General features: G+C 68.4%; 20 protein-coding genes (1 of these 20 cut by a window edge). 15 read left to right on the top strand and 5 right to left on the bottom strand.

Annotated elements, in window-relative coordinates; all coding sequences use genetic code 11:
• Positions 1 to 105 precede the first annotated feature (105 nt).
• On the bottom strand, positions 106 to 1,947 hold the full coding sequence (locus I71_RS30825) for a DEAD/DEAH box helicase (RefSeq protein WP_042703326.1): 1,842 nt from the start codon (positions 1,945 to 1,947) through the stop codon (positions 106 to 108).
• Between the two features lie 310 nt (positions 1,948 to 2,257).
• Here I71_RS30825 and I71_RS30820 point away from each other — a divergent pair, with 310 nt between their 5' ends.
• The 6 genes from I71_RS30820 to I71_RS30795 all read left to right on the top strand — a co-directional run bounded on the left by I71_RS30820 (position 2,258) and on the right by I71_RS30795 (position 9,428).
• Complete coding sequence (locus tag I71_RS30820; RefSeq protein WP_042703324.1) at positions 2,258 to 3,316, top strand: LacI family DNA-binding transcriptional regulator; 1,059 nt, start codon at positions 2,258 to 2,260, stop codon at positions 3,314 to 3,316.
• A gap of 31 nt (positions 3,317 to 3,347) precedes the next feature.
• Positions 3,348 to 4,799 carry a xylulokinase gene (gene xylB, locus I71_RS30815; protein ID WP_042703322.1) on the top strand — a complete coding sequence of 484 codons (1,452 nt, stop codon included), beginning with the start codon at positions 3,348 to 3,350 and terminating at the stop codon, positions 4,797 to 4,799.
• Positions 4,796 to 6,118 carry a xylose isomerase gene (gene xylA / locus I71_RS30810; RefSeq protein ID WP_042703320.1) on the top strand — a complete coding sequence of 441 codons (1,323 nt, stop codon included), beginning with the start codon at positions 4,796 to 4,798 and terminating at the stop codon, positions 6,116 to 6,118. Before xylB ends, xylA begins: the two co-directional genes overlap by 4 nt.
• A 108-nt stretch (positions 6,119 to 6,226) precedes the next feature.
• Positions 6,227 to 7,297, top strand: coding sequence for a D-xylose ABC transporter substrate-binding protein (gene xylF, locus I71_RS30805; protein ID WP_199902293.1), 1,071 nt, complete (start codon positions 6,227 to 6,229; stop codon positions 7,295 to 7,297).
• Positions 7,297 to 8,628 carry a sugar ABC transporter permease gene (locus I71_RS30800; protein WP_085940812.1) on the top strand — a complete coding sequence of 444 codons (1,332 nt, stop codon included), beginning with the start codon at positions 7,297 to 7,299 and terminating at the stop codon, positions 8,626 to 8,628. Before xylF ends, I71_RS30800 begins: the two co-directional genes overlap by 1 nt.
• On the top strand, positions 8,625 to 9,428 hold the full coding sequence (locus I71_RS30795) for an ATP-binding cassette domain-containing protein (RefSeq protein ID WP_042703318.1): 804 nt from the start codon (positions 8,625 to 8,627) through the stop codon (positions 9,426 to 9,428). The genes I71_RS30800 and I71_RS30795 overlap by 4 nt, the downstream gene beginning before the upstream one ends.
• 34 nt (positions 9,429 to 9,462) lie before the next feature.
• Here I71_RS30795 and I71_RS30790 read toward each other — a convergent pair whose 3' ends face one another.
• The gene (locus I71_RS30790) at positions 9,463 to 10,101 is read right to left on the bottom strand and encodes an MSMEG_1061 family FMN-dependent PPOX-type flavoprotein (protein ID WP_042703317.1); all 639 of its coding nucleotides are present in this window, start codon (positions 10,099 to 10,101) and stop codon (positions 9,463 to 9,465) included.
• A gap of 113 nt (positions 10,102 to 10,214) precedes the next feature.
• Here I71_RS30790 and I71_RS30785 point away from each other — a divergent pair, with 113 nt between their 5' ends.
• Complete coding sequence (locus I71_RS30785) at positions 10,215 to 10,868, top strand: TetR/AcrR family transcriptional regulator C-terminal domain-containing protein (RefSeq protein ID WP_042703315.1); 654 nt, start codon at positions 10,215 to 10,217, stop codon at positions 10,866 to 10,868.
• Positions 10,869 to 10,874: 6 nt separating this feature from the next.
• Here the strand turns inward: I71_RS30785 and I71_RS30780 are convergent, their stop codons facing one another.
• The 3 genes from I71_RS30780 to I71_RS30770 all read right to left on the bottom strand — a co-directional run bounded on the left by I71_RS30780 (position 10,875) and on the right by I71_RS30770 (position 15,004).
• Entirely contained in the window at positions 10,875 to 11,966 is a 1,092-nt protein-coding gene (locus tag I71_RS30780; RefSeq protein ID WP_083897474.1) for a TAXI family TRAP transporter solute-binding subunit, read from the bottom strand.
• Between the two features lie 34 nt (positions 11,967 to 12,000).
• Positions 12,001 to 13,446: a tetratricopeptide repeat protein gene (locus I71_RS35355; RefSeq protein ID WP_049976414.1), complete on the bottom strand. Its 1,446-nt coding sequence runs from the start codon at positions 13,444 to 13,446 to the stop codon at positions 12,001 to 12,003.
• 379 nt (positions 13,447 to 13,825) lie between these two features.
• Positions 13,826 to 15,004, bottom strand: coding sequence for a hypothetical protein (locus I71_RS30770; protein ID WP_042703313.1), 1,179 nt, complete (start codon positions 15,002 to 15,004; stop codon positions 13,826 to 13,828).
• 813 nt (positions 15,005 to 15,817) lie between these two features.
• On the opposite strand from I71_RS30770, the gene I71_RS30765 reads away from it, so the two are divergent.
• The 8 genes from I71_RS30765 to adhE all read left to right on the top strand — a co-directional run.
• Complete coding sequence (locus I71_RS30765) at positions 15,818 to 16,663, top strand: helix-turn-helix domain-containing protein (RefSeq protein WP_042703311.1); 846 nt, start codon at positions 15,818 to 15,820, stop codon at positions 16,661 to 16,663.
• Positions 16,664 to 16,674: 11 nt separating this feature from the next.
• Entirely contained in the window at positions 16,675 to 17,334 is a 660-nt protein-coding gene (locus I71_RS30760) for a hypothetical protein (protein WP_042703309.1), read from the top strand.
• A 71-nt stretch (positions 17,335 to 17,405) separates the two neighbouring features.
• Positions 17,406 to 18,473, top strand: coding sequence for a UV damage endonuclease UvsE (locus I71_RS30755; protein ID WP_042703307.1), 1,068 nt, complete (start codon positions 17,406 to 17,408; stop codon positions 18,471 to 18,473).
• A gap of 74 nt (positions 18,474 to 18,547) precedes the next feature.
• Positions 18,548 to 20,104 carry a PAS domain-containing sensor histidine kinase gene (locus I71_RS30750; RefSeq protein ID WP_244434157.1) on the top strand — a complete coding sequence of 519 codons (1,557 nt, stop codon included), beginning with the start codon at positions 18,548 to 18,550 and terminating at the stop codon, positions 20,102 to 20,104.
• Positions 20,094 to 20,804 carry a response regulator transcription factor gene (locus I71_RS30745; protein WP_244434156.1) on the top strand — a complete coding sequence of 237 codons (711 nt, stop codon included), beginning with the start codon at positions 20,094 to 20,096 and terminating at the stop codon, positions 20,802 to 20,804. The genes I71_RS30750 and I71_RS30745 overlap by 11 nt, the downstream gene beginning before the upstream one ends.
• Positions 20,805 to 20,929: 125 nt before the next feature.
• Positions 20,930 to 21,346 (top strand): response regulator transcription factor, encoded by a 417-nt coding sequence (locus I71_RS30740; RefSeq protein ID WP_042703301.1) that lies wholly within the window; start codon positions 20,930 to 20,932, stop codon positions 21,344 to 21,346.
• 170 nt (positions 21,347 to 21,516) lie between these two features.
• Positions 21,517 to 22,260, top strand: coding sequence for a helix-turn-helix domain-containing protein (locus tag I71_RS30735; RefSeq protein ID WP_042703331.1), 744 nt, complete (start codon positions 21,517 to 21,519; stop codon positions 22,258 to 22,260).
• Positions 22,261 to 22,379: 119 nt separating this feature from the next.
• Positions 22,380 to 22,766: the 5' end (the start) of a bifunctional acetaldehyde-CoA/alcohol dehydrogenase gene (adhE, locus tag I71_RS30730; RefSeq protein ID WP_199902294.1), read on the top strand. Its footprint extends 2,280 nt past the window's final position; only the first 387 of its 2,667 coding nucleotides appear in the window; its start codon is at positions 22,380 to 22,382; its stop codon lies off the right edge, out of view.

Here is a 22,766-nt window from a genome sequence, read left to right as displayed (position 1 = left end):
CCCCCCTGGGGAGAGGGTCGGGGTGAGGGGGATGCATAAGGTGAATTCACTGGGGACCAGGAAGCGCGCGATGCTTGATAATCCTCGCCGCGCTTCCCCCTCACCCTAACCCTCTCCCCGGGGGGGAGAGGGGATCCTTTCGGGGGCGCGAGATATGCACATGCGGGACGCCTGCCCCCGCCGCCGGGTCGACCAGGTGAACTGCGGATCGTCGACGATCAGATGCCGGTGGTCCGACAGCCGGTTGCGCTCCAGCCAGCCGACGGTCGCCTCCAGCTCCGACAGCGTCATTTCGGAACGCGCCTTCTTCATCAGCCGCTTCAGCACCGCGTTGTAGATGTGGTAGCCGGTCGGCCCCTCGGTGACGAGGTTGTTGTCCTCGTCCTCGATCACCTGCGCGGCGACCAGCTGGCCGATGCGCTGGCGCAGGTGATGCTCCGCCGCACTCGGCGTCAGCGGCAGTTCGCCCGGCTCGCGCGACTGCGCCCCGAAATCCGGCCCCGGCGCCACCACGGCGAAGCTCAGCGCCGTGGCGTTGGAGTCCAGCGGGATGATCTCCGGCTCCCGCTCCGCAGAGCGCTCGAAGGGAAGCTCCTGCTGCGGCCTGCGCGTCTTCACCATGGCGCGGGTGCCCTGCTGGGTCTCCACCATGGTGCGGAACCGCTCGAACAGCGCGTCCGAGGGATGGTAGACCAGCGCCCGCTGCCGGTCGTAGGGACCGCCCTGCGGGTCCACCCGCGTCGCCCGCGCGATCGCCTGCTCCAGCCAGGGGCGGGAGCGGATGTGCGTCAGGCAGGCGACATGGGTGATCGACGGGGCGTCCAGCCCCTCATAGGCCATGGCGACGGAAACCAGCACCGCCGGCTCCGGCCGCAGGCGGAAGGCGGCCACAACCTCCTGCGCGTCGCGGCATTCGGAAATGGCGAGCCGCACCATGCGGCCGGCCTGCGCCTTCGGCATCCAGCCCTGCAGAGTCTCCAGATAGAAGCGCGCCGTCCCCTGGTCGGGAGCGATGACCAGCAGCTTGCCCAGCCCCGCATCGTCGCGTCCGGCCGGCAGCTTCAGCTCCGCCCGCCGTTTCGCCCGATGCTCCCGGCAGGAGCGGTAGGCCTCGCGCAGCATCGCCTGGGCGAAGCCGGTGCGCAGCGCGGTGAACAGGGCGTCGCGCGTGTTCTCCCCCGCCTTGGACAAGGCATCGACCCAGCGGTTGGTCCGCTCCGCATCCAGCCAGGAGGCCGTCCCGTCCATCGCACCGAAGGTCACCGGCAGGATCGCCTTCTCCGCCAGCGCCTGCCGGCGCGAATAGCCGACCACCGCCCAGCCCGGCGCCTTGAAGTCGATCTCCCGCACCTTCCGCGTCCCCTGCGGCGCGCGGTAGGGCAGCCACAGGATCGGCCGCCCATCGGCCCGCTCCAGTGTCCCGCTCATCAGCAGCCGGGCCGAGGCATTCTCCAGCAGCGGCAGGATCGACCGGCTCCAGGCGGTCTCCTCCTCCACCGCGGCCATGCGGTCGGTGTCGAACACCGCCGGCAGATGGTGCAGCTCGTCCACCGCCAACAGGTAGCGGTGGCGGCGGAACTCCTGCAGATGCAGGTCCGGCGCCGCGGCCACCGCCTGATAGGTCGTGACGTAGCCCTGCAACCCGCGGCAGAGGTCGCGCCCGTTCTCCGCCGCGCGCAGGGCGATGCTGTGTCCCAAAAGCTCGCGCCAGCGCGGATCGACGAAGGCCTCCTCCGCCTGCTGGCGCAGGCTGTCGCGCGGCACGATCCAGCAGACACGGTCGATCCGCTCCGCCTTGTGCAGGGCCGCCGCCATGATGACCGGCAGCAGCGACTTACCCCCGCCGGGCGTCACCGCCGCCAGAACGTCGCGAACCTCCGTCTGCTGCTGGCCGATGGCGTCGGCGATGGCGCTGACCAGTTGCTGATGGGTTCTCAGCTGCGGCATTCCACCCTGCTGGCTGTGGCACGAGGGAGAAGCAAGCCTAAATTCCCGCGAGTCCCCGGTCATGGGCGCAATCGAAGGCAACGGCTCCCATCGGGAGTAGGGCCGTTTCCGATCGGGGCCAGCGATTCGCACCGCCTAAGCCCTATGATGACGGCTCCCGCCACATACTGACGTACACACCTGAAAGCACATGTCCCCGCGAAAGCCCTGTATTGGACCGGTATTGGACCGGATCGGCCGAAAGGCAAGGCACCCGCAGAACCTCAATTTTTGAGTTGCGCACCTCAAAACTCGGGAATATGTTCGCGATATGAACAATCACAGCAACGACGCACCCTTGACCCTGCGTGACGTGGCGGCTGCGGCCGGCGTCAGCCTTGCGACCGCCGACCGGGTGGTCAACGGCCGGCCCGGCGTCAGCGCCAAGACCGCGCACAAGGTGCACGAAGCGGTGCAGCGGCTGGGCTTCCGCCCGCTGGCGGCGGCGGCGGAGCTGGCGCGGGCGCGGTCCTGGCGCTTCGCCGTGGTCCTGCCCGGCGGCGGCAACCGCTTCATGATGGACATCGCCGACAACATCCGCGCCCAGGCCGACTGGTTCCGCGCCCGCCGCATCGGGGTGGAGATCATTGAGGCCGACGTGTTCGACGCCGACACCCTGGCGGCGGAGCTGGCGACGCTGCCGGGCCGCTTCGACGGCGTGGCGCTGGTCGCCCTCGACCATCCGCGCATCCGCGCGGCCATCGACGATCTGGTGGATGGCGGCACGGCGGTGGTGACGCTGGTGTCGGACGCCCCGACCTCGCGGCGCCAGCATTATGTCGGCATCGACAACATCGCCGCCGGCCGCACCGCCGGGTCGCTGGTCGGCCGCTTCCTCGGCCCGCCGCGTGCGGGAGAGGCGGGGGGCGCCGTCGGCATCATCACCGGCTCCGGCAGCCTGCGCGACCACGCCGAACGCCGCTTCGGCTTCGGACAGGTGCTGTCGGAGGAATATCCCCACCTCACCCGGCTGATCCCGGTGGAGGGGCGCGACGACCCCGAGCGCAACCGCGATCTGGTCCGCCGCATGCTGGCCGGCACGCCCGATCTGGTGGCGATCTACAACAGCGGCGAAGGCTCGGTCGGCATCGGCGAGGCGCTGGCCGAGGCCGGCCTCGCCCGCAAAATCCTCTGCGTCGGGCACGAGCTGACGCCGGCCACCCGCCGCATGCTGCTGGACGGCACCTTCGCCGCCCTGGTCGCCCAGGATCCGGGGCACGAGGCGCGCTCGATGGCGCGGGTGCTTCACGCCCTGGTCACCGGACAGGAGATCGTCGCGGCGCAGGAACATATCCGGGTCCAGGTCATCCTGCGCGACAACCTGCCCTGAGAAATCAGGGCATCAGAAAAGGTCGACAGCCATGTTTCTCGGGATCGACATCGGCACATCGAGCGTCAAGGCGGTTCTGACCGACGCCGAAGGGGCCGTCGCCGGCAGCGCGTCCCGTCCCTGCACCGTGTCCCGCCCGCATCCCCTGTGGTCGGAGCAGGAGCCGGAGGACTGGGTTTCCGCCGCCATCGCCGCGGTGGACGAGCTGGCCGACCGCCAGCCGGCGGATCTCGCCGCCGTGCTCGGCATCGGCTTCTCCGGCCAGATGCATGGCGCGGTTCTGCTGGGCGACGACAACCGGGTGCTTCGCCCCGCGATCCTGTGGAACGACGGCCGCTCCCACCGCCAGTGCGCGACGCTGGAGGAGACCCTGCCGACGCTGCGCAGCATCAGCGGCAACATCGCCATGCCCGGCTTCACCGCGCCGAAGCTGCTGTGGGTGGCGGAGGAGGAGCCGGACATCTTCGCCGCCCTCGCCAAGGTGCTGCTGCCCAAGGCCTATGTCCGCTGGCGCCTGACCGGCGCGATGGTCGAGGAGATGTCGGACGCCTCTGGCACGCTGTGGCTGGATGTGGCAAAGCGCGACTGGTCCGACGACCTGCTCGCCGCCACCCGCATGACCCGCGCCCACATGCCGGATCTGGCCGAAGGCTCCGACGCCGTCGCCCGGTTGTCGCCGGACCTCGCCCGCCGCTGGGGCATGCGGGAGCCGCCGGTGGTGGCGGGCGGGGCCGGGGATTGCGCCGCCAGCGCCGTCGGACTCGGCGCGATCACGCCCGGCGATGGCTTCCTCAGCCTCGGCACCTCCGGCGTGGTGTGGCGGACGACCGACCGTTTCCTGCCCAACCCGGCGATGGCGGTCCATGCCTTCTGCCACGCGCTGCCCGGCGTCTGGCACCAGATGGGCGTGATGCTGTCTTCCGCCGCCTCGCTGGCCTGGGCCGCCTCCACCCTCGGCGCACCGGAGGCCGAGCTGCTGGCCCCGCTCGGCGACGCGGTGGACGGCCCCTCGCCGGTTGCCTTCCTGCCCTATCTGTCGGGCGAGCGCACCCCCCACAACGACGCCACCGTCCGCGGCCTGTTCGCCGGCCTGTCGGCGGAGACCACGCGCGACGCGCTGGTCCAGGCGGTTCTGGAGGGTGTCGCCTTCGCCTCCCGCGACACTCTGGTGGCGCTGGGCGCGGGTGCCCCTACGGTTTTCGACCTTGCCGGCGGCGGCTCCCGTTCCCGGCTGTGGGCGCGCATCTGCGCCGACGCGCTCGGCGTCACCATCCACCGCATCGAGGACGGCGAGGTCGGGGCGGCGCTCGGCGCTGCCCATCTCGGCCGCATGGCGGCGACCGGCGAGTCCCCCGCCGCCGTCTGCCGCAAGCCCCGCCGTGTTGAGACCTTCACCCCCGATCCGGCCCGCGCCGAGGCGTACAGCCTGGCTTGGCTGCGCTGGCGCCGGCTCTACCCCCTTGCCAAGGAGTTCGCGTCTTGAGCACCGCCTCTTTCTTCGGCGACCTGTCCCCGGTGGCCTATCGCGGACCGGACAGCCGCGACCCGCTGTCCTACCGTTGGTACGACAAGGACCGCGTGGTTCTGGGCAAGCGGATGGAGGATCATCTGCGGCTGGCCGCCTGCTACTGGCACAGCTTCTGCTGGCCGGGCGGCGACCCGTTCGGCGGCGAGACCTTCCAGCGCCCGTGGATGCGTCCCGGCCAGGACCCGATGGCTGCTGCCCGCGCCAAGGCCGATGTCGCCTTCGAGATGTTCCGCCTGCTCGACATCCCCTTCTTCTGCTTCCACGACCTCGACGCCGCGCCGGAAGGCGCCACGCTGGTCGAGAGCGTCGACAATTTGAAGGCCATCACCGAGCTGTTCGCGGCGAAGATGGAGACCGCCAAGGTCCGTCTGCTGTGGGGCACCGCCAATTTGTTCTCCCACCGCCGCTACATGGCGGGTGCGGCGACCAACCCGGACCCGGACGTCTTCCTCTATGCCTGCGGGCAGGTGCGCGCGACGCTGGAGGCGACCCATGCGCTGGGCGGCGCCAACTACGTCATGTGGGGCGGCCGCGAGGGCTATGAGACGCTGCTGAACACCGACCTGAAGCGGGAGCTGGACCAGATGGGCCGCTTCCTGGCGATGGTGGTGGAGCACAAGCACAAGATCGGCTTCGACGGGCCGATCCTGATCGAACCGAAGCCGCGCGAGCCGACCAAGCACCAGTATGATTTCGACGTCGCCACCGTCTACGGCTTCCTGGAACGCTACGACCTGCTGGCCGACGTGCGGGTGAACATCGAGCAGAACCACGCCATCCTCGCCGGCCACAGCTTCCAGCACGAGGTCGGCCTGGCGCTGGCGCTCGGCATCTTCGGCTCGCTCGACATGAACCGTGGCGACGCGCTGCTGGGCTGGGACACCGACCAGTTCGCCAACGACATCGGCGAGCTGACGGTGGTTATGCACGACATCCTGAAGGGCGGCGGCTTCACCACCGGCGGCCTGAATTTCGACGCCAAGATCCGCCGCCAGTCGCTCGATCCGGCGGACCTGCTGCACGGCCACATCGGCGGCATCGACACCTGCGCCCGCGCCCTGCTGCAGGCGGCCCGGATGCTGGAGGACGGCGCGCTGACCGGCCCGCTGGCCGAACGCTACGCCGGCTGGGACGGCGCGGAAGGGCAGGCGATCCTGTCCGGCAAGCGCGACCTCGCCACGCTCGCCGACCGGGCGCTGACTTCGGGCCTCAACCCCCAGCCGCGCTCCGGCCGGCAGGAGTATCTGGAGAACATCGTCAACCGCTACGTTTGAACCCCACAACGGTATCCCCTCTCCCCGGGGGGGAGAGGGGGATCTGGTAGACTTCTCGTCGATCAACAAGGCCGCCACGACCGGACGGCCACATAAGGAGGAAACACGATGAAGCACCGCCTCGCCACCACCATCAAGGGCACCGCCGCCGGCCTGTTCCTGACGCTGGTCGCCGCCACGACCATGACCTCGACGGCAGCGCTGGCCGCCGGCACCACCGTCGGCGTGTCCTGGTCCAACTTCCAGGAGGAACGCTGGAAGACCGACGAGGCGGCGATCAAGGCCGTGATCGAGAAGGCCGGCGGCACCTACCTGTCGGCCGACGCCCAATCCTCCCCGGCCAAGCAGCTGTCGGACATCGAATCGCTGATTTCGCGCGGCGCCAAGGCGCTGATCATCCTGGCCCAGGACAGCGACGCCATCCGTCCGGCGGTGGAGAAGGCGGCAGCGGAGGGCATCCCGGTGGTCGGCTATGACCGGCTGATCGAGATCCCGTCGGCCTTCTACATCACCTTCGACAACAAGGAGGTCGGCCGCCTCCAGGCGCGCAGCGTCTTCGCCATGAAGCCGAAGGGCAATTACGCCTTCATCAAGGGCAGTTCCACCGATCCGAACGCCGACTTCCTGTTCGCCGGCCAGATGGAGGTGCTGAAGGCCGCCATCGACCGCGGCGACGTCAAGAATGTCGGCGAGGCCTATACCGACAAGTGGCTGCCGGCCATCGCCCAGCAGAACATGGAGCAGATCCTGACCAAGACCGGCAACAAGGTCGACGCCGTGGTCGCCTCCAACGACGGCACCGCCGGCGGTGCGGTCGCGGCGCTGGCGGCGCAGGGGCTGGCCGGAACGGTTCCGGTGTCGGGCCAGGACGGCGACAAGGCGGCGCTGAACCGCATCGCGCTGGGCACCCAGACGGTGTCGGTGTGGAAGGACGCCCGCGAACTCGGCCGCCGCGCCGCCGAGATCGCCATCGAGCTTGCCGACGGCAAGAAGATGACCGCCATCGCCGGCGCCACCACCTTCGACGGCGGCCCGAAGAAGCAGAAGATGACCTCGCTGTTCCTCACCCCGATCGCCATCACCAAGGATAACCTCGGTCAGGTGATCGACGCCGGCTGGGTCACCAAGGACGTGGTGTGCCAGGGCGTGAAGCCCGGCAGCGTCAAGGCCTGCAACTGATGGCGGAGCCGTCCACCACGCTGTCCCCGGCGTCCTCCGATTCCTCATCGGGGGCGCCGGCCGGACGGCGGGCCGGCATCGGCGACGCCCTGCGCGCGCTGGAGCTGGACACCCGCATGGTCGGGATGATCGGGGCGCTGGCCATCGTCTGGATCGGCTTCGACATCCTGACCGGCGGCGCCTTCCTGACCCCGCGCAACCTGTGGAACCTGTCGGTGCAGACCGCGTCCGTCGCCGTGATGGCGACGGGCATGGTGCTGGTCATCGTCACCCGCAACATCGACCTGTCGGTGGGGTCCATCCTGGGCTTCACCGGCATGGTGGTCGGCGTGCTCCAGGCCCGGATCCTGCCGGAGATCTGGGGCTTCGACAATCCGCTGACCTGGGTGGTGGCGGTGGCGGCGGCGGTCGCCGTCGGCGGGGCGGTGGGGGCGGCGCAGGGCGCCGTCATCGCCTATCTCGGCGTGTCGTCCTTCATCGTCACGCTGGGCGGACTGTTGGTCTGGCGCGGTGCCGCCTGGTGGGTGACCACCGGCCAGACGGTGGCGCCGATGGACGGGCTGTTCAAACGGCTGGGCGGCGGCTTCGAGGGCGCCATCGGCGCCGGGCCGAGCTGGATGGTCGGCCTCGCCGCCGTCCTGCTGTCGGTCGCCACCATCCTGGTGACGCGGCGCCGTAGGGCCGGCTTCGGCTTTCCGGTCCGGCCGCGGTGGGCGGAGGGGGTGGTGATCCTGCTGGTCGCCGCCGCCATCGTCGGCGCGGTGCTGGTGGTCAATTCCTACCCGCTTCCCGCACCGGTGGTGCGCCGGATGATGGAGGCGCAAGGACTGTCCACCGACGGCGGACTCCCCTTCGTCGCCCACGGCTTCGCCATCCCGGTGCTGATCGCGGTGGCGGTGGGGGTGGGGATGACCTTCCTGTCGCGACGCACCCGGTTCGGCCGCTACGTCTTCGCCATCGGTGGCAACCCCGAGGCGGCGGAGCTGTCGGGCATCAACACCAAGCGGGTGATGGTGATGGTGTTCGGGCTGATGGGGGCGCTGTGCGGCCTGTCCGCCTGCATCGCCACCGCCCGGCTGAACGCCGCCACCAACGCCAACGGCACGCTGGACGAGCTGTATGTCATCGCCGCGGCGATCATCGGCGGCACCTCGATGGCCGGCGGCGTCGGCACCATCCTCGGCGCGATGCTGGGCGCCATGGTGATGCAGTCGCTGCAGTCCGGCATGGTTCTGCTGGGGGTGGACGCGCCGATGCAGAACATTGTCGTCGGCCTCGTCCTGGTCGCCGCGGTCTATGTCGACACGCTCTATCGCAGGGGGTTGAAATGACCGCTCTCGCTACGGCAGCATCGCACGCCGCAACGGCGCCGCTGGTGGAGATGCGCGACGTCTCCATCGCCTTCGGCGGCATCAAGGCGGTGGATGGCGTCAGCATCGACCTCTACCCCGGCGAAGTCGTCGGGCTGCTCGGCCACAATGGCGCCGGCAAATCGACGCTGATCAAGATCCTGTCCGGGGCCTATGCCGCCGACCATGGCGAGATCCGGGTGAACGGCGAGCCGGTCCACATCGCCAGCCCGCGCGACGCCAAGCGCTGTGGCATCGAGACGATCTACCAGACGCTGGCGCTGGCCGACAATGTCGACGCCGCCGCCAACATCTTCCTCGGGCGGGAGAAGCTGACGGCCTGGGGCACGCTGGACGACCACGCGATGGAGGCGGAGGCGCGCAAGGTGATGGGCCGCCTGAATCCGCATTTCCGCCGCTTCAAGGAGCCGGTGAAGGCGCTGTCCGGCGGCCAGCGCCAGTCTGTGGCGATTGCCCGCGCCATCCATTTCGACGCCCGCGTCCTGATCATGGACGAGCCGACCGCGGCTCTCGGCCCGGCCGAGACGCAGCAGGTGGGCGAGCTGGTGAAGCAGCTGAAGCAGGAGGGGATCGGCATCTTCCTGATCTCCCACGACATCCACGACGTGTTCGATCTGGCCGACCGCATCCATGTGATGAAGAACGGCAAGCTGGTCGGCACCGCCCGCGTCTCCGACGTGACCAAGGACGAGGTGCTGGGGATGATCATCCTCGGCAAATGCCCGCCGGGTGCGGTCCCCGGCCCGGGCGCGGCGGCCTGACCGGTCCCCCTCGGACCGGTTCCCCTCGGACCGGTCAGTGCTCGGACTCGCTGTAGAGCTGTTCGGCCAGCGCCTTCTCGTACATCGCGTCGATCTGCTCGACCGACAGCTCCGCCAGCCCCGACTGGTCCTTCACCACCTGCCCCGGCGACGGCATGTCCTGCGGCACCACCCAGGCGTCCGGCTGCCACAGATGCGACCGGCGCAGCGCCTTGCCGCAATGGAAGAAAGCCTCCCGCACCGACAGGCGGATGGCGGCCTTCGGCATGCGCCCATCCTCTCGCAGCCGGTCGAGCAGGACCGGGTCGGTGGTGACGGTGGCGACGCCGTTGACCCGCAGGAAAACGTCGGTCCCCGGCACCAGGAACACCAGCCCGCAGGCCCCGTCGGAGGTCAGGATGTTGGTGATCGACGACAGCTTGTTGTTGCCGGGCCAGTCGGGCAGGGCGAGCGTGCGGCGATCCTCCGCCAGCACGAACCCCGGCCGGCCGCCGCGCGGCGAACAATCCATGCCGCTGTCCGCCATGGTGGCGACGAAAACCAGCGGCGATTCCGCGACAAAGCGCAGGCAGTGATCGTCCAGGAACGGAAAGGTCATCTTCACCATGCGCTCGGTCGGCATGTCGTAGAGCCGCCGCAACGCCTCGACCGTATGGATGCGATGGGGATCCATGATGCCTCCTCTGCTGGGCCGCGACCCGGCGTGCCCGCCAAACTAACGTTGTTAGATTTGCCCTAACGCCGTTAGATTGTCAACCGCGACAGAGAGGAGCGGGGGAAGCGGCAATGCGCGTGCAGCGACAGGACATCATCGACGCCGCGATGGCCCTGCTGGACGAGGTGGGGGTGGACGGGCTGACGATGCGGCGGCTTGCCGGGGCGCTCCGGATACAGGCGCCATCGCTCTACTGGCATTTCGCCAGCAAGCAGGCCCTGCTCGACGCGATGGCCAACGCGCTGCTGGCGGAGATGGTGCTGCCGCCCGACGGGGACATGCCTTGGGACGAGTGGCTGCGGGCGGTGGCGACGGACTTCCGCCATGCTTTGAAATCCCGGCGCGATGGGGCACGGGTCTTTGCCGGCACCTTCCCGGCGATGGACAATGTGCTGCGCATCAGCGACCGCATCATCGCGACGCTGCGCGCCGCCGGTGCCGACGAGCGCGTGGCCGTCCGCACGCTGTTCACGCTGCAATATTTCGTGCTCGGCTTCACCATCGAAGAGCAGGCGACGATGCCGAGCACAGGCGGGCATGGGGAGGGGGTGGACCTGGTACGCGTCGCGCAGCAGCTGACCGCAGAACAGGCGGCACGCTATCCCCACGCCGCCGCCACCGTGGCGCTCCTGGCGTCGGACGATGACGACGCCCGGTTCCGCTTTGGCCTGGACCTCCTGATCGACGGATTGAGGGGCGTCATCCCTTCGCCCATCCCCTCCTGAGCTTGCCTATTGTGGCGACCGCGCCTGCCACAAAAGGAACTGCTCGAACAGCTTCTCCGCCTGCTGGGGCTGGACGCCGCGCTGCTCGACGAAGGTTCGGAACTCCTCCTTCCTGGCGGCGACCGATTGCGGTTCCTTCCCCATCGACGCCTGACGCAGCCATTGCTCGGCCGGCTCGAAGCGGACCCAGCCGGGCACCTCGGCCGCCAGATTGACCTCCTTCCATTTCGGATGGCGCGGCGGCTTCAGGAACTCGTCGAACTTGCTGAAAAAGGCGTCGACGAAGCGGGCGACCTTGCGGTGGCGGTCCACGTCGCGTTCCCAGCCATAGACCGCCATCACAGCACCCACCGCCACGGTATCCACCTGTTCGCCCGGCTTGATCAGCCCCTCATAGTCGGCGCTGGTCAGGCGAGACGGCAGATAGGTGTCGAGCAGCGCGGCACTCATCGGGATCGACAGGAAATGCAGCCCGTCCCCCGCCTTCAGGTCGCGGAAAAGCCGGGTCGGCTTGCCGGCGACATAGGCCATTGCCGCGATCTCGCCCTTGCGCAGCTTTTCCAGCGCCAGAGCCTGATCGTTCGCCTGCGGGTCCACCCGGATGCCCAGCATGTCGAAGACCAGCGAGGCGGTCATCGAGGTTCCGCTTCCCTGCACGTCGACATTCACCTTGCGGCCGGCCAGATCCTCGATCCGCGTCACGTCGGGTCCGGCGAGGATGTGCATTTCCTCGTTGTAGAGCTTGGCGATGTATTTGATGCGCCGGTCGAGGTTGGGCAGGAGCCTCTCGCGCTTGGCATAGGCCAGCACATCGGACTGAACGATGCCGACATCGATCCCCTTCAGCAGCGCGATGTCCTTCAGATTCTGGACCGATCCCTTGCCCAGCATCGGCAGCACGCGCAGCGCGTCGCCGTCGTCCAGCACCGACGCCAGATCGGCGGCGATGCGCACATAGGTCCCCTCGACCCCGCCCGATACGATGCCGACGGTCCCGCTGTTGGCATTGACGCCGCGCGGATCGGCGGCCGACGCCATACCGGCGAGGCTGACGATGCATGCTCCCACCGTGAGCATGCGGATGATCGATGCCTTCATGATGGTCCCCCCTCGATGGCTCCGCCTGCGCCGGCTATCTGGTTCTTCTGGCGAGCCAGTCGGTCAGTTTCCTCAGTTGCTGCTCCGCGTCGCTGCTGCCGGCGGCAACCGCCCGCCGATACCAGGCGGCCGCCTGCTCGGCATCGGGCGGAAGGCCGCGGACATGCAGCCGCTCATGCACCAGCGGGTCGTGGGTGCGGCCGAGCGCGAAGGCCGCCTTCGCGTTGCCGGTCTCGGCCGCCATTTCGTAATAGAGCCGGGCGCCAGCCAGATCGCCCTGCGCGAACAGGTCGTCGCCCCGCTTCATCAGCGTCGCCTGCGGGATGGTCGAGGGCGGCTTGGCCGGACGTTGCACCACATCTTCCCGCTGCTGCGCTGTCTGTGGCTCCGTCGGAGGCGCGGCCACCGCCGGAATGGCTGCCAGAGTGACCGGACCGCCGGTGGCGGCCGGTGGCTCCGGTGGTGGCGGAGCGGCGTCAATCGGCTGAACCGCCGCCTGAACCGCCGGCGGAGCGTCGATGGGTGGCGCGGCTGTGGCGGTCTCCCGCTCCGGCATCCGCTCTGCCGACAGGTCGGGCGGCGTCTCGTGCAGGATGGCATCCCCATGCCGTGGCTCCTGCGGCGCCGCTGGAGAGGAGCTTCCCGACCCTGCCGCCGCTTCGGCGCTGACCGGATCGGCAGTCGCTGCGATCACGGGCCCATGCGACGAGCCTCCCTGCGACGAGCCTCCCTGCGCCGGAGGCGGCGCCGTGTCCGCCGGCGCCGGTTCGGCGGCTGCAAGAGCTTGCGAAACCGGGGCCTGCGAAACCGGGACCACCAGCGTCACCCCCTGTTTGGCGACAACACCGCCGCCGTGATCGGTCACCGCCGTGATGTGCAGAGTCACCGTCTCGGCGGTTCCCGACGGAAAGGTCATGGACAGGTCGGACAGTTGCTCCAACTGCACCGTCCACGCACCGTCGGCGCCTCTCTCGCCGTTCGAGAGGCCGGCCTTCTCCGGCAGGCCCTCGACCGTCACATAGGTGACCGCTTCATGCTGCGGGTTCGGCTGGCCGTAGGGCGGGGAGACGGCGATGGACAGCAGGGTCGGCTGCCCCGGCTTGCCGCCCGACGTCTGGGCGGCGACGAACGGCATCAGCCGCCAGTCGGACTCCGCCATGTCGTGTTTCGGCAGCACCGTCGTGTGGGTGGTGGTGCGGGTGGCGACGGTGTCCGCGGGCGGGGCGGTGGACGGCGGCTTCTCACGCACCACCAGCCAGGAATCCAGGGTGCTGTCCGGCCCGCTGTCGTCAGTCTCCGCCGCTCCGGCGGGCAGCACACAGCATCCGCCGGCCGGACCGGCCCCTTGCGCCCGATGCATCCAGTCTACGCCGTCCAGTTGCACCGGCACCGCCAGAACCGTCAGCGCTGTAAAGCAGGAGCGCGGAAAATCGGAACAACGCAGAAGTCGGCGCAGAAATCGCGACGTCATCTCGCGCATTGCGGCATCCTCCCAGACAAAGCTCCACCGACCCCGCCCAGAAAGCGAGTGAGATTTCAGAGCTTTTGAAAGATATGCGGCGATGTTTTACGCCGTCAGTTGTTTCGATTTCTTAAATAATTGGCGATCCGTTAAGGCCGTTTTATTTTATGATGCAACCCAGGAAAAACAACCATCCCGTAGAGGGCATTTTCCGTTTTATGGCGAAGGATGGATTAATTCATAATATTCATGCCGGTCTCGGAATGGAGACACAGCGATCCCGGCAGCAGGATCCGACGCCGGGATGGAGTGCCACCACCGGTCACAGTCCCGCGCAGGCAGGGGAAGTCAGCGGTGGCGGCAGATCAATCGACGGCGGCCGACACTTGAGTATGGGTCAGCCTTGGCCGGCGCCCAGCAGAGTGCCGCGGCGGCGGCGGACCTCGACGCTCTGGCCGGGGGTGATGGGCAGGAACTCCTTCGGGCGCTCGTCGCTGCCGGCGATGGTGCGGAAGGTGGCGGCGTTCGCCTCCTGCACGTCGTTGCCCCGGCGCACCTGGTCCAGGAACTTCTTGCTCGGCATCATGATGTATTCGATGTCGTTGATGCGCCGGCCGTCCTTCGACACCGTCTTCTCGACATGGTCGAGGATTCCCTCCTCCACCAGCGAATCGACGGCCAAGGTCACGGTGCGCAGCGTGTCGCGCCGCCGGCTCCACTCGTTCATGCCGCTGTTGTTGATGATGTCGTCGGCCGACAGGGTCATCGGTGGCACGCCGTCGGTCCCGTCGGGCAGGCAGCTCAGGTCGAGGTCGCCATATTCGATGGACAGGCGGTTGTAGAGCCAGCGCGCCACCGGGCTCTTCAGCCGCATGATCCACTGGTAGGAGATCGGCTTGAACTCCAGGTTGCGGATGGCCGAGGCGACCAGCGCGTTGAATTCCAGATAGGTGTCGTTCTCGTCATCCTCGCCGCCCTCGCCGGTGCGCGGCCGGATGTAGAGGGTGGGAAAGACCGAGGATTCCAGCACCGGCCGCGCCGACTTGCGGCCGCTCTCCGGCATCTTGCTGATGATCATCCGGGTCCGGGCGAGGATCTCCAGCGCCTCGCGAATCTCCGCCGTGTCCATGGTGCGGTTGACCGCCCGCAGCTCGCGCCGGATTTCATACAGCGAGAAATGCACGCGCACCCGGTCCTGCTTGTCACCCATCAGCGACAGGCGCGAGCGGTCCATGGCAAGGCGGCGGACCACCTGCTCGACGATCTGCTCGCGCTCGGATGGGAACACCTCATACTCGACCATGCGCTTGTCTGCCGGATCCTCGCCGGGTCCGGGCTTGGCCGGGCGGTAGATGCGGGCGGGCTGCAGGGTCAGCGAGAACAGGGCGTCCTTGAAGGGAAACTCCTTGTGAACCGACTGGACGAACGCATTGGCAGCCGGCAGCTCCGGCTCCGTCCCCCGGCCCTTCGACACGAAGACGAATCGCGGCGCCGTGTCGTAAAGCGCGATCATATGGGACTGACTGCGGTCTTCCATCTCGAACAGAGTCAGCTGGACCGCGTTCGCCTTGCTCATGGCTCATCCCTCCTCGCCAGAGGGCACGATAGGGGCTGGCGTCGGACCGACGCAACCTGCGGGACGGAGTCTCCTCAAAGGCCTGTGTCCCGTTTGCCCGCGCTTGTGTAGGAAATGGCCGCGCCTGTGTCCTGAATGCCCGCGCTTCGGCCGCTCCATCCCCACCCGATTCCGGCGGCTCGGCTCCGATCACCGCGAATCGCGGGTGACCTCACGAAGCGCGAGCATTTGGGACAGAGACTCGGGGGGGGCCTGTGCGGCGTCATCCTCCCGCCCAACCGCGAGCAAATGGGACAGATCCAGCCGTGAACCATGTCAAATGCGAGTATTTTTGACACAGTTCTGGCCGCAGGCCGTGTGGCGGGAGAGGCAAGCGCGGGCAAATGGGACCGAATCTCCTCCAGCCCAGCGAAAAAGTCGGAAGGAGGAGCGATGCCTGCCGATGGGTCTCGCTCTGCCCCCGCCCGCCGAACCGCCGGCAGCCGCCCCAACCGCGAGCAAGTGGGACAATCTGATCCTTGCCTGCTCCGGCAACCGCCACCGCCGCTCCCGGCAAGCGCGGGCAAACGGGATCGGATCCGATTCGGAGCGCTGGCGCGGCCAAAGCCGACCGAACCGCGGGCAAAAGCGACAGAAGTGCGGGTCGATGGGACACAGCTGCGGGCGAAGGGGACACAACCGACCCGGTCCCATTTGCCCGCGATTCGACGTCCGCGCCAACCGGCGGAATCCTTCGCGCAAGTTCACCGGCCGTCCAGTTTGGACCTTTCCTGCTGACCGCCTGCCGGTTCCCCATGCATTGCGGAGCTTCCGATGTCACTATCCACACCAAAACCGGCCCCACCACAGCAGACGGACGGCCACCCCCTCGACAATCGCCGATGGGGTCGGATTCCCGCCTGGTGGCTCGACCACCCCGGCCTGGAGGCCGACGGCTTCGCGGTTCTGGCCGCCCTGGCCACATTCGCCGACGATACCGGCCTGTGCTGGCCGTCGCAATCGACGCTGGCCGCCAAGCTGAAGCGCTCGCGCCCGACCATCAACCGCATCATCCAAAGTCTGAGCGACCTGGGACTGGTCAGCGTCGAGCATCGCCGCGGCCGCGACGGCGCCCGTCTGTCCTGCCTCTACCGCCTGCGCTTCACCCCGCAGGATATGCCAATGCCGGATGTCGCCGCCGCCGGACTAAGCCCTGACTCGGCGGTCGACAGGGATGACTCCGCCATGCACATCCCCTGTCAGCCGGCGAGTCAGGAACAGGTCCAATCCAAACAGATTCCGGACTCGCACGCTTCGGGCGAGCGCATGGACGCGCAAGCCCGGCCACAGGAGGTGCCGGACGGTTGGATGCCGACCGCCGCCGACCTCGCCTGGGCCAGAGCCAGCCATGCCGGGATCGATCTCGGTCGCCATGTCGAGGGCTTCATTCTGCGCTGCCGTGCCCATGGCTACCGCTACCGCGACGTCTCCTCCGCCTGGCGGGCGTGGCTGTCGCAGGACGCCGCTGTCGGCAAGGCCCCGATGGCCGCCGGTCCTTCCGCCTTCGCCACCCCAGCCCGTCCGTCCGGCACTGCCGACCAGCGCCTCGCTGCCTGGAGCGCCGCCGCCGCAGAACTGCGCCGGCGCGGCTCCGCCACCGCTGTCTCCTCCTGGTCCTGAAAGGAATGCCCATGACCGCAAGATCCGGACGCGCCTCCTCCGGAACAGCCACCGTCACCCCCCTCCCGCGCCCGCATGCCCCGGCCTTTCCGGCTGCCGTCTTCGATCCGGATCTGCCAGCTCTCCAGCGCCGGATCCGGCTGACCGCCGCTCTGCCCCCGCCGCTTCAGGAGCTTCTGGCCCAGGGGCGCACGGACCGGCGCCCGCGTTTTGGCGAGGACGGCTTCGACGGCATGATCGAACAGTGGTTTCCCCCGTCCGGGGTTACGCCTGCGCAGGCGGCACTCGCCCGGCAGACGTTGGAGGAACTGTCCGCCAGCGTGCTCGCCCCCGCCGACAGCGACCGTCTGCTTGGCCGCATCCTGACCCTGCTCAGCCATTTCCCGGTCAAGGGAGTGTCGCCTGAGGTGGAACGGATGATGGCGCTCGACTGGGCCGACGATCTCGGCGAATACCCGGCCTGGGTGATCGATGCCGCTGCCCGCAGCTGGCGCCGCAGCCGGAAATGGCGCCCGTCCATCGCCGAGATGCGCGCCCTGTGCGAAGATCTGTGCGCGCCCGAACGCGCTCTGGCCGACCGCCTCCAGGCGCTGGCCGACACAGCGCCCGGGGAGGCGGCTGCCTCGGAACCGCGGGCATTGGCGACGGGAGCGCTGCGCCGCATGGGGTGAGAGCGCCTGCGGTGGAAGCGCCGGATCCGCGGTCCATATTAAGCGGCCCATCCGCTTCACCATGCCGTCCGATGCCCGACTCCTCTCCGATAGCGTCCGCCGCCCGTTTCGGCTGGTGCTGCCAGTATGTACCGCCCGATGGCGACGCCGGCCTTGCCAAGCGCATGAATCCCGGCACCGTCACCATCGCGACGTTGAGCAGGCTGAGCCCCGCCCGTGCCGAGGAAAAGCTGACGGAGGTGCTGCGCCGCAACCTGCAGGCCCTGCAGTTGCAACTGGACGAGGTCGCCCGCCAGCCCGCCTACCGCCGCCTGCTGCGTGTCAACAGCGGTCTGCTGCCGGCCTATACGCACGAGATCGGGCGGCCGCTCTACCGCCAGCCCGGCATCCAGGCTTTGGTGCGCAACGGGCTGGAGCATGCCGGCCGCAAGGCGATGGAGGCGGACATCCGCATCGGCCTGCATCCGGACCAGTATTGCGTGCTGAACAGCGCCAATCCCGCCACCCTCGACAATTCGGTGGCGGAGCTGGAATACCATGCCGACATCCTGCGGATGATGGGGCTGACCGGCGGCTGGCACCCGCGGGGCGCGCACGTCAACATCCATGGCGGCGGACGCGGGGAAGGGATCGCCGGCTTCCGCCGCGGCCACGCCCTGCTGTCGGAGGATGCGCGTAACCTGCTGACGGTCGAGAATGACGAGATGTCCTTCGGCCTGGACGATTTGCTGCCGCTGGCCGACACGGTGCCGATCGTGCTCGACCTCCACCATCATTGGGTCCGCACGCAAGGCGAGTATCTGCGCCCCGACGATCCGCGCATCGCCGTGGTCATCGGCTCCTGGCGCGGGGTGCGGCCGGTCGCCCACATCAGCGTGTCGCGCGAGGATCTGCTGCCGGACTGGCCGGCCGACCGTCTGCCGGACTATGCCGAGCTGGCGGCGCGCGGTCTGACGACCAAGGAACTGCGCGCCCATTCCCAGCGCATGTGGAACCATGCGGTCAACCGGCTGGTGGCCGACCATCTTTCCTGGGCCGATTTCGAGGTGGAGGCAAAGGCCAAGAACCTCGCGGTCGACGACCTGGAACGGGACGCCCTGCCGAGCGGCGTCATTACCACCGCTAACGCCCTCTCCTGATTGGAAGTCTTGACCAACGGTTGCACTCAACTACTCTGTTGGCGACGAAAGACGAGAGGTCGAGGGTTTGGGACGTGGCCGACGATAACCGGGAAATGAACCTGGGTGCTCTGTCGCAGTTGCAGGCGATGCTGGACACCGTACCCGATGGGGTGGTCATCATCGACGCCCGCGGCCGGATCAAGTCCTTCAACCCGGCCTGCGAACGCCTGTTCGGCTGGGCCTCGGCGGAGGTGATCGGCCGCAACGTCAAGATGCTGATGCCCGCCCCCTACCGGGAGGAGCATGACGGCTATCTGGAGCGCTATCAGCGCACCGGAGAGCGGCGGATCATCGGCATCGGCCGCGAGGTGACGGGCCAGCGCAAGGACGGCTCCTGCTTCCCGATGGACCTGTCGGTGGGGGAGGCGAGCCAGGACGGCGATCCCGTCTATATCGGCATCATCCGTGACCTGACGGCATCCAGACAGGCGGAGACCGAGTTGCGCGAGCGCGAGGCGCGGCTGACCTCCATCCTCCAGACGGTGCCGGAAGCGATCATCGTCATCGGCGAGAAGGGGCTGATCGAATCCTTCAGCCCGGCGGCCGAACGGCTGTTCGGCTGGACGGCGGCGGAGGTGATCGGCCGCAACATCAGCATGCTGATGCCGTCCCCCTACCGCGAGCAGCATGACGGCTATCTCGACCGCTACGAGCGGACGGGGGAACGCCGCATCATCGGGATCGGCCGCATCGTCTCCGGCCAGCGGCGCGACGGATCGGTTTTCCCGATGGAACTGGCGGTGGGGGAGGTGCTGCTCGCCGGCCGGCGCTGCTTCACCGGCTTCGTCCGCGACCTGACCGAACGGCAGGCCACCGAGCGGCGTTTGCAGGAACTGCAATCGGAGCTTCTGCATGTCAGCCGGGTCAGCGCCATGGGCCAGATGGCCTCGACGCTCGCTCATGAGCTGAACCAACCGTTGACCGCCGTCATCAACTATGCCAAGGCCGCCAAGCGCCTGATGGAACGCCCGGAAACGGTGTCCAAGGCGATGGACATGGTCGACAAGGCCAGCGCCCAGGCCACCCGCGCCGGCCAGATCATCCGCCACCTGCGCAGCTTCATCGAAAAGGGCAAGACCCACCGCTCCGTCGAATCCCTCAACAAGGTGGTGGAGGAGGCGAGCGCGCTCGCCCTGGTCGGCGCCAAGGAGCGCGGTCTGCATGTCCGCCTGGATTTCGATCGCGCCGATCCGCAGGTGCTGATCGACAAGGTGCAGGTCCAGCAGGTGATCCTCAACCTCGTGCGCAACGCCATCGAGGCCATGGGCGGTGTCCAGAACGAGCAGCGGGTGTTGACCGTCCGCACCGGCCCCGATCCGGACGAGACCGCCTTCCGCCGCGTCAGCGTGACCGACAGCGGCCCCGGCGTGCCGGAAACCGTGCGCGCCCAGCTGTTCCAGCCCTTCGTCACCACCAAGACCAGCGGCATGGGACTGGGGTTGTCGATCTGCCGCTCGATCATCGAGGCGCATGGCGGCCGCCTCTGGCTGGAGCCGGCGGCCGTCCCGCCGGCAACCGGCGCCTGCTTCGCCTTCACCGTTCCTGTATCTGCTCCCCCGTCCGCATCGGATGCCGACGATGCCAGCTGATGTCACGCCCGACATGCCCCCAGACATGACTGCCGACCTCACCGTCTTCATCGTCGACGACGACGACGCCATCCGCGATTCCCTCCAGGTTCTGCTGGAGTGCGCCGGCTTCCGGGCGGAGAGCTTCTCCACCCCGCTGGCCTTCCTGGAGTCCGGGGCGCCGTCGCGGCCGGGCTGCCTGCTGGTCGATGTGCGCATGCCGCAGATGAGCGGCCTCGACGTTCAGGAACGGCTGGCCCGCGACGGCCACGGCCTTCCGGTGGTGGTGATGACCGGCCATGGCGACGTGCCGCTCGCCGTGCGCGCCATGAAGGCCGGTGCGGTCGATTTCGTCGAAAAGCCCTTCGAGGAGGAGGCGCTGCTCGCCGCCGTGCGTTCCGCCCTGCTCCGCGCCGCGGACAAGCGGACGGCGGAGGCCGCCCCGCCGGCCCCGGCTCCGGACCTGCCGGCTCCGCCGCCCTTGCTCTCCGCCCCGCCGGAGGTGCTGGCCCGCCTGTCTGCCCTGACGCCGCGGGAACTCGACGTGTTGCGCTGGCTGGTGGCCGGCAAATCCAACAAGGTCATCGCCTTCGAGCTGTCGATCAGCCCGCGCACGGTGGAGATCCACCGCGCGCGGGTGATGGAGAAGATGCAGGCCGACAGCCTGCCCACCCTGGTGCGCATGGCGATTGCCGCCGGCGTGGTGCCCGGCGGCGGGTGATCTGCATCAAAAGCGCGCCGCATACGCATTGGTCCGTATATCGGCGCCCCCTGCCGCATTTTATCTTCCATGACGCGCCGCACCGTTGGCGCGGTTCTTGTCTGCATGGAAGTTCGGAGGCCGTCATGGATCACCTGGGCAACGAGTCCGGCACCGGGCCGGGCGAAAAGCCGGGTGCCGGTATCGTCCACATCGTCGACGACGATGAGCCGGTCCGCGACTCCCTGAAGGCCCTGCTCGAAGCCTTTTCCTTCGATGTGCGGGACTTCTCGTCCTGCCGCGAGTTCCTCGACCGCTATGACGGTAACCCGCAGGGCTGCCTCGTTCTCGACCTGCACATGCCGGTGATGAGCGGCCTTGAATTCCTGGAGCGCCATCGCGGCGACCTGCACGGAATGCCGGTCATCATGGTCTCCGGCCGCGGCGATCCCGCGACCTTCGCCCGCGCCAAGGAAGCCGGCGTCATTGCCGTGCTGGAGAAGCCGTTCGACGAGGACCAGCTGATCGACATGCTGAACGGCCTGATGCCGGCGGCAGCCTGAAGCTCTGCCGCCGGACCCCCTACGGCCTGATACGTAGGTACACTTACGTACGCAAACTTCCTTAGGTACATCACCGAACTGCACAGGATGGCAACGGACAGATAGCTTCGGGCCATCGGATGCACACCGGACCAACCGGACCGCATCGCACCGTCAAGGCCGAGGTCACCATGTCCACGCACGCCGCCATTGCCGCCCACGCCAACCGCGCCGTTCCTGGTTATCTGGTCTCCGCCCTGGCGATGACGCCGAATTCCGGCATGGGCGCTTCCGGTATGGGCGCCGCCATCCAGCCGCGCAATCCCGCCGACCCGCTCGCCGGCCTGGGCCATGCCAAGGTCCATGAGCGCGAAACCACCCTGTTCAGCGAAGGCGATGCCGCCGGTTCGGTGTTCCGGGTGATGAGCGGCATGGTCCGCCTCTACAAGATGCTCCCCGACGGCCGGCGCCAGATCATCGGCTTCCTGCAGGCCGGCGACATGATGGGTCTGGCCTTCGCCGCCCAGTATCTCTACACCGCCGAAACCGTGACGGCGACCACCATCCAGCGCATCCCGCGGCTGGAGCTGGACGCCCTGATGGATGCCCAGCCGGCCTTCGCCCGCAAGCTGCTGTCGGCCACCACCTCGGAGCTGATGGCGGCGCAGGACCAGATGGTTCTGCTCGGTCGCAAGACCGCCGCCGAGAAGGTCGCCACCTTCCTGCTGCGCCTCAGCGACCGCAGGGGTGGCGAGCAGACCATCGACCTGCCGATGGGCCGCAGCGACATCGCCGACCATCTCGGCCTGACCACCGAAACCGTGTCGCGCACCCTGACCAAGCTGAAGTCGAGCCGCCTGATCCGCATCCTGGTCGGCGGCAAGCTGGACCTGCTGGACCGCGACGCCCTGGCCGACCTCGCCGGCGGCTTCTGACCGCCACCGCCTCTTTTCAAAATTCCGGCATGCCACCGGGCGCTCCAGCGTCCCGGACCGCAGCGGCGCGCCCGAACGGCGCACTCCCGGACGGCAAGTGCCCGGACAGCACGTGGATGATGACCATGACCGTCACGACCCTATCCGATCTGAACGCCCTGATTTCGCGTGTGAAGGCGGCGCAGGCGCGCTTCGCCGACTATCCGCAGGAGAAGGTCGACCTGATCTTCCGCAGCGCCGCTCTGGCTGCCGCCAACGCCCGCATTCCGCTCGCCAAGATGGCGGTTGCGGAGACCGGCATGGGCGTGATGGAGGACAAGGTCATCAAGAACCACTTCGCCGCCGAGTACATCTACAACAAGTACAAGGACGACAAGACCTGCGGCGTGCTGTCGGAAGACAACGACGCCGGCATCCTCACCATCGCCGAGCCGGTCGGCCTGATCTGCGGCATCGTCCCCACCACCAACCCGACCTCCACCGCCATCTTCAAGGCGCTGATCGCG

The sequence above is a fragment of the Azospirillum sp. B506 genome (assembly GCF_000333595.1).
Taxonomy (GTDB): Bacteria; Pseudomonadota; Alphaproteobacteria; order Azospirillales; family Azospirillaceae; genus Azospirillum.
The sequence above is the reverse complement of the archived record's forward strand: the minus strand, read 5'-3'. Positions and strand labels throughout refer to the sequence as shown.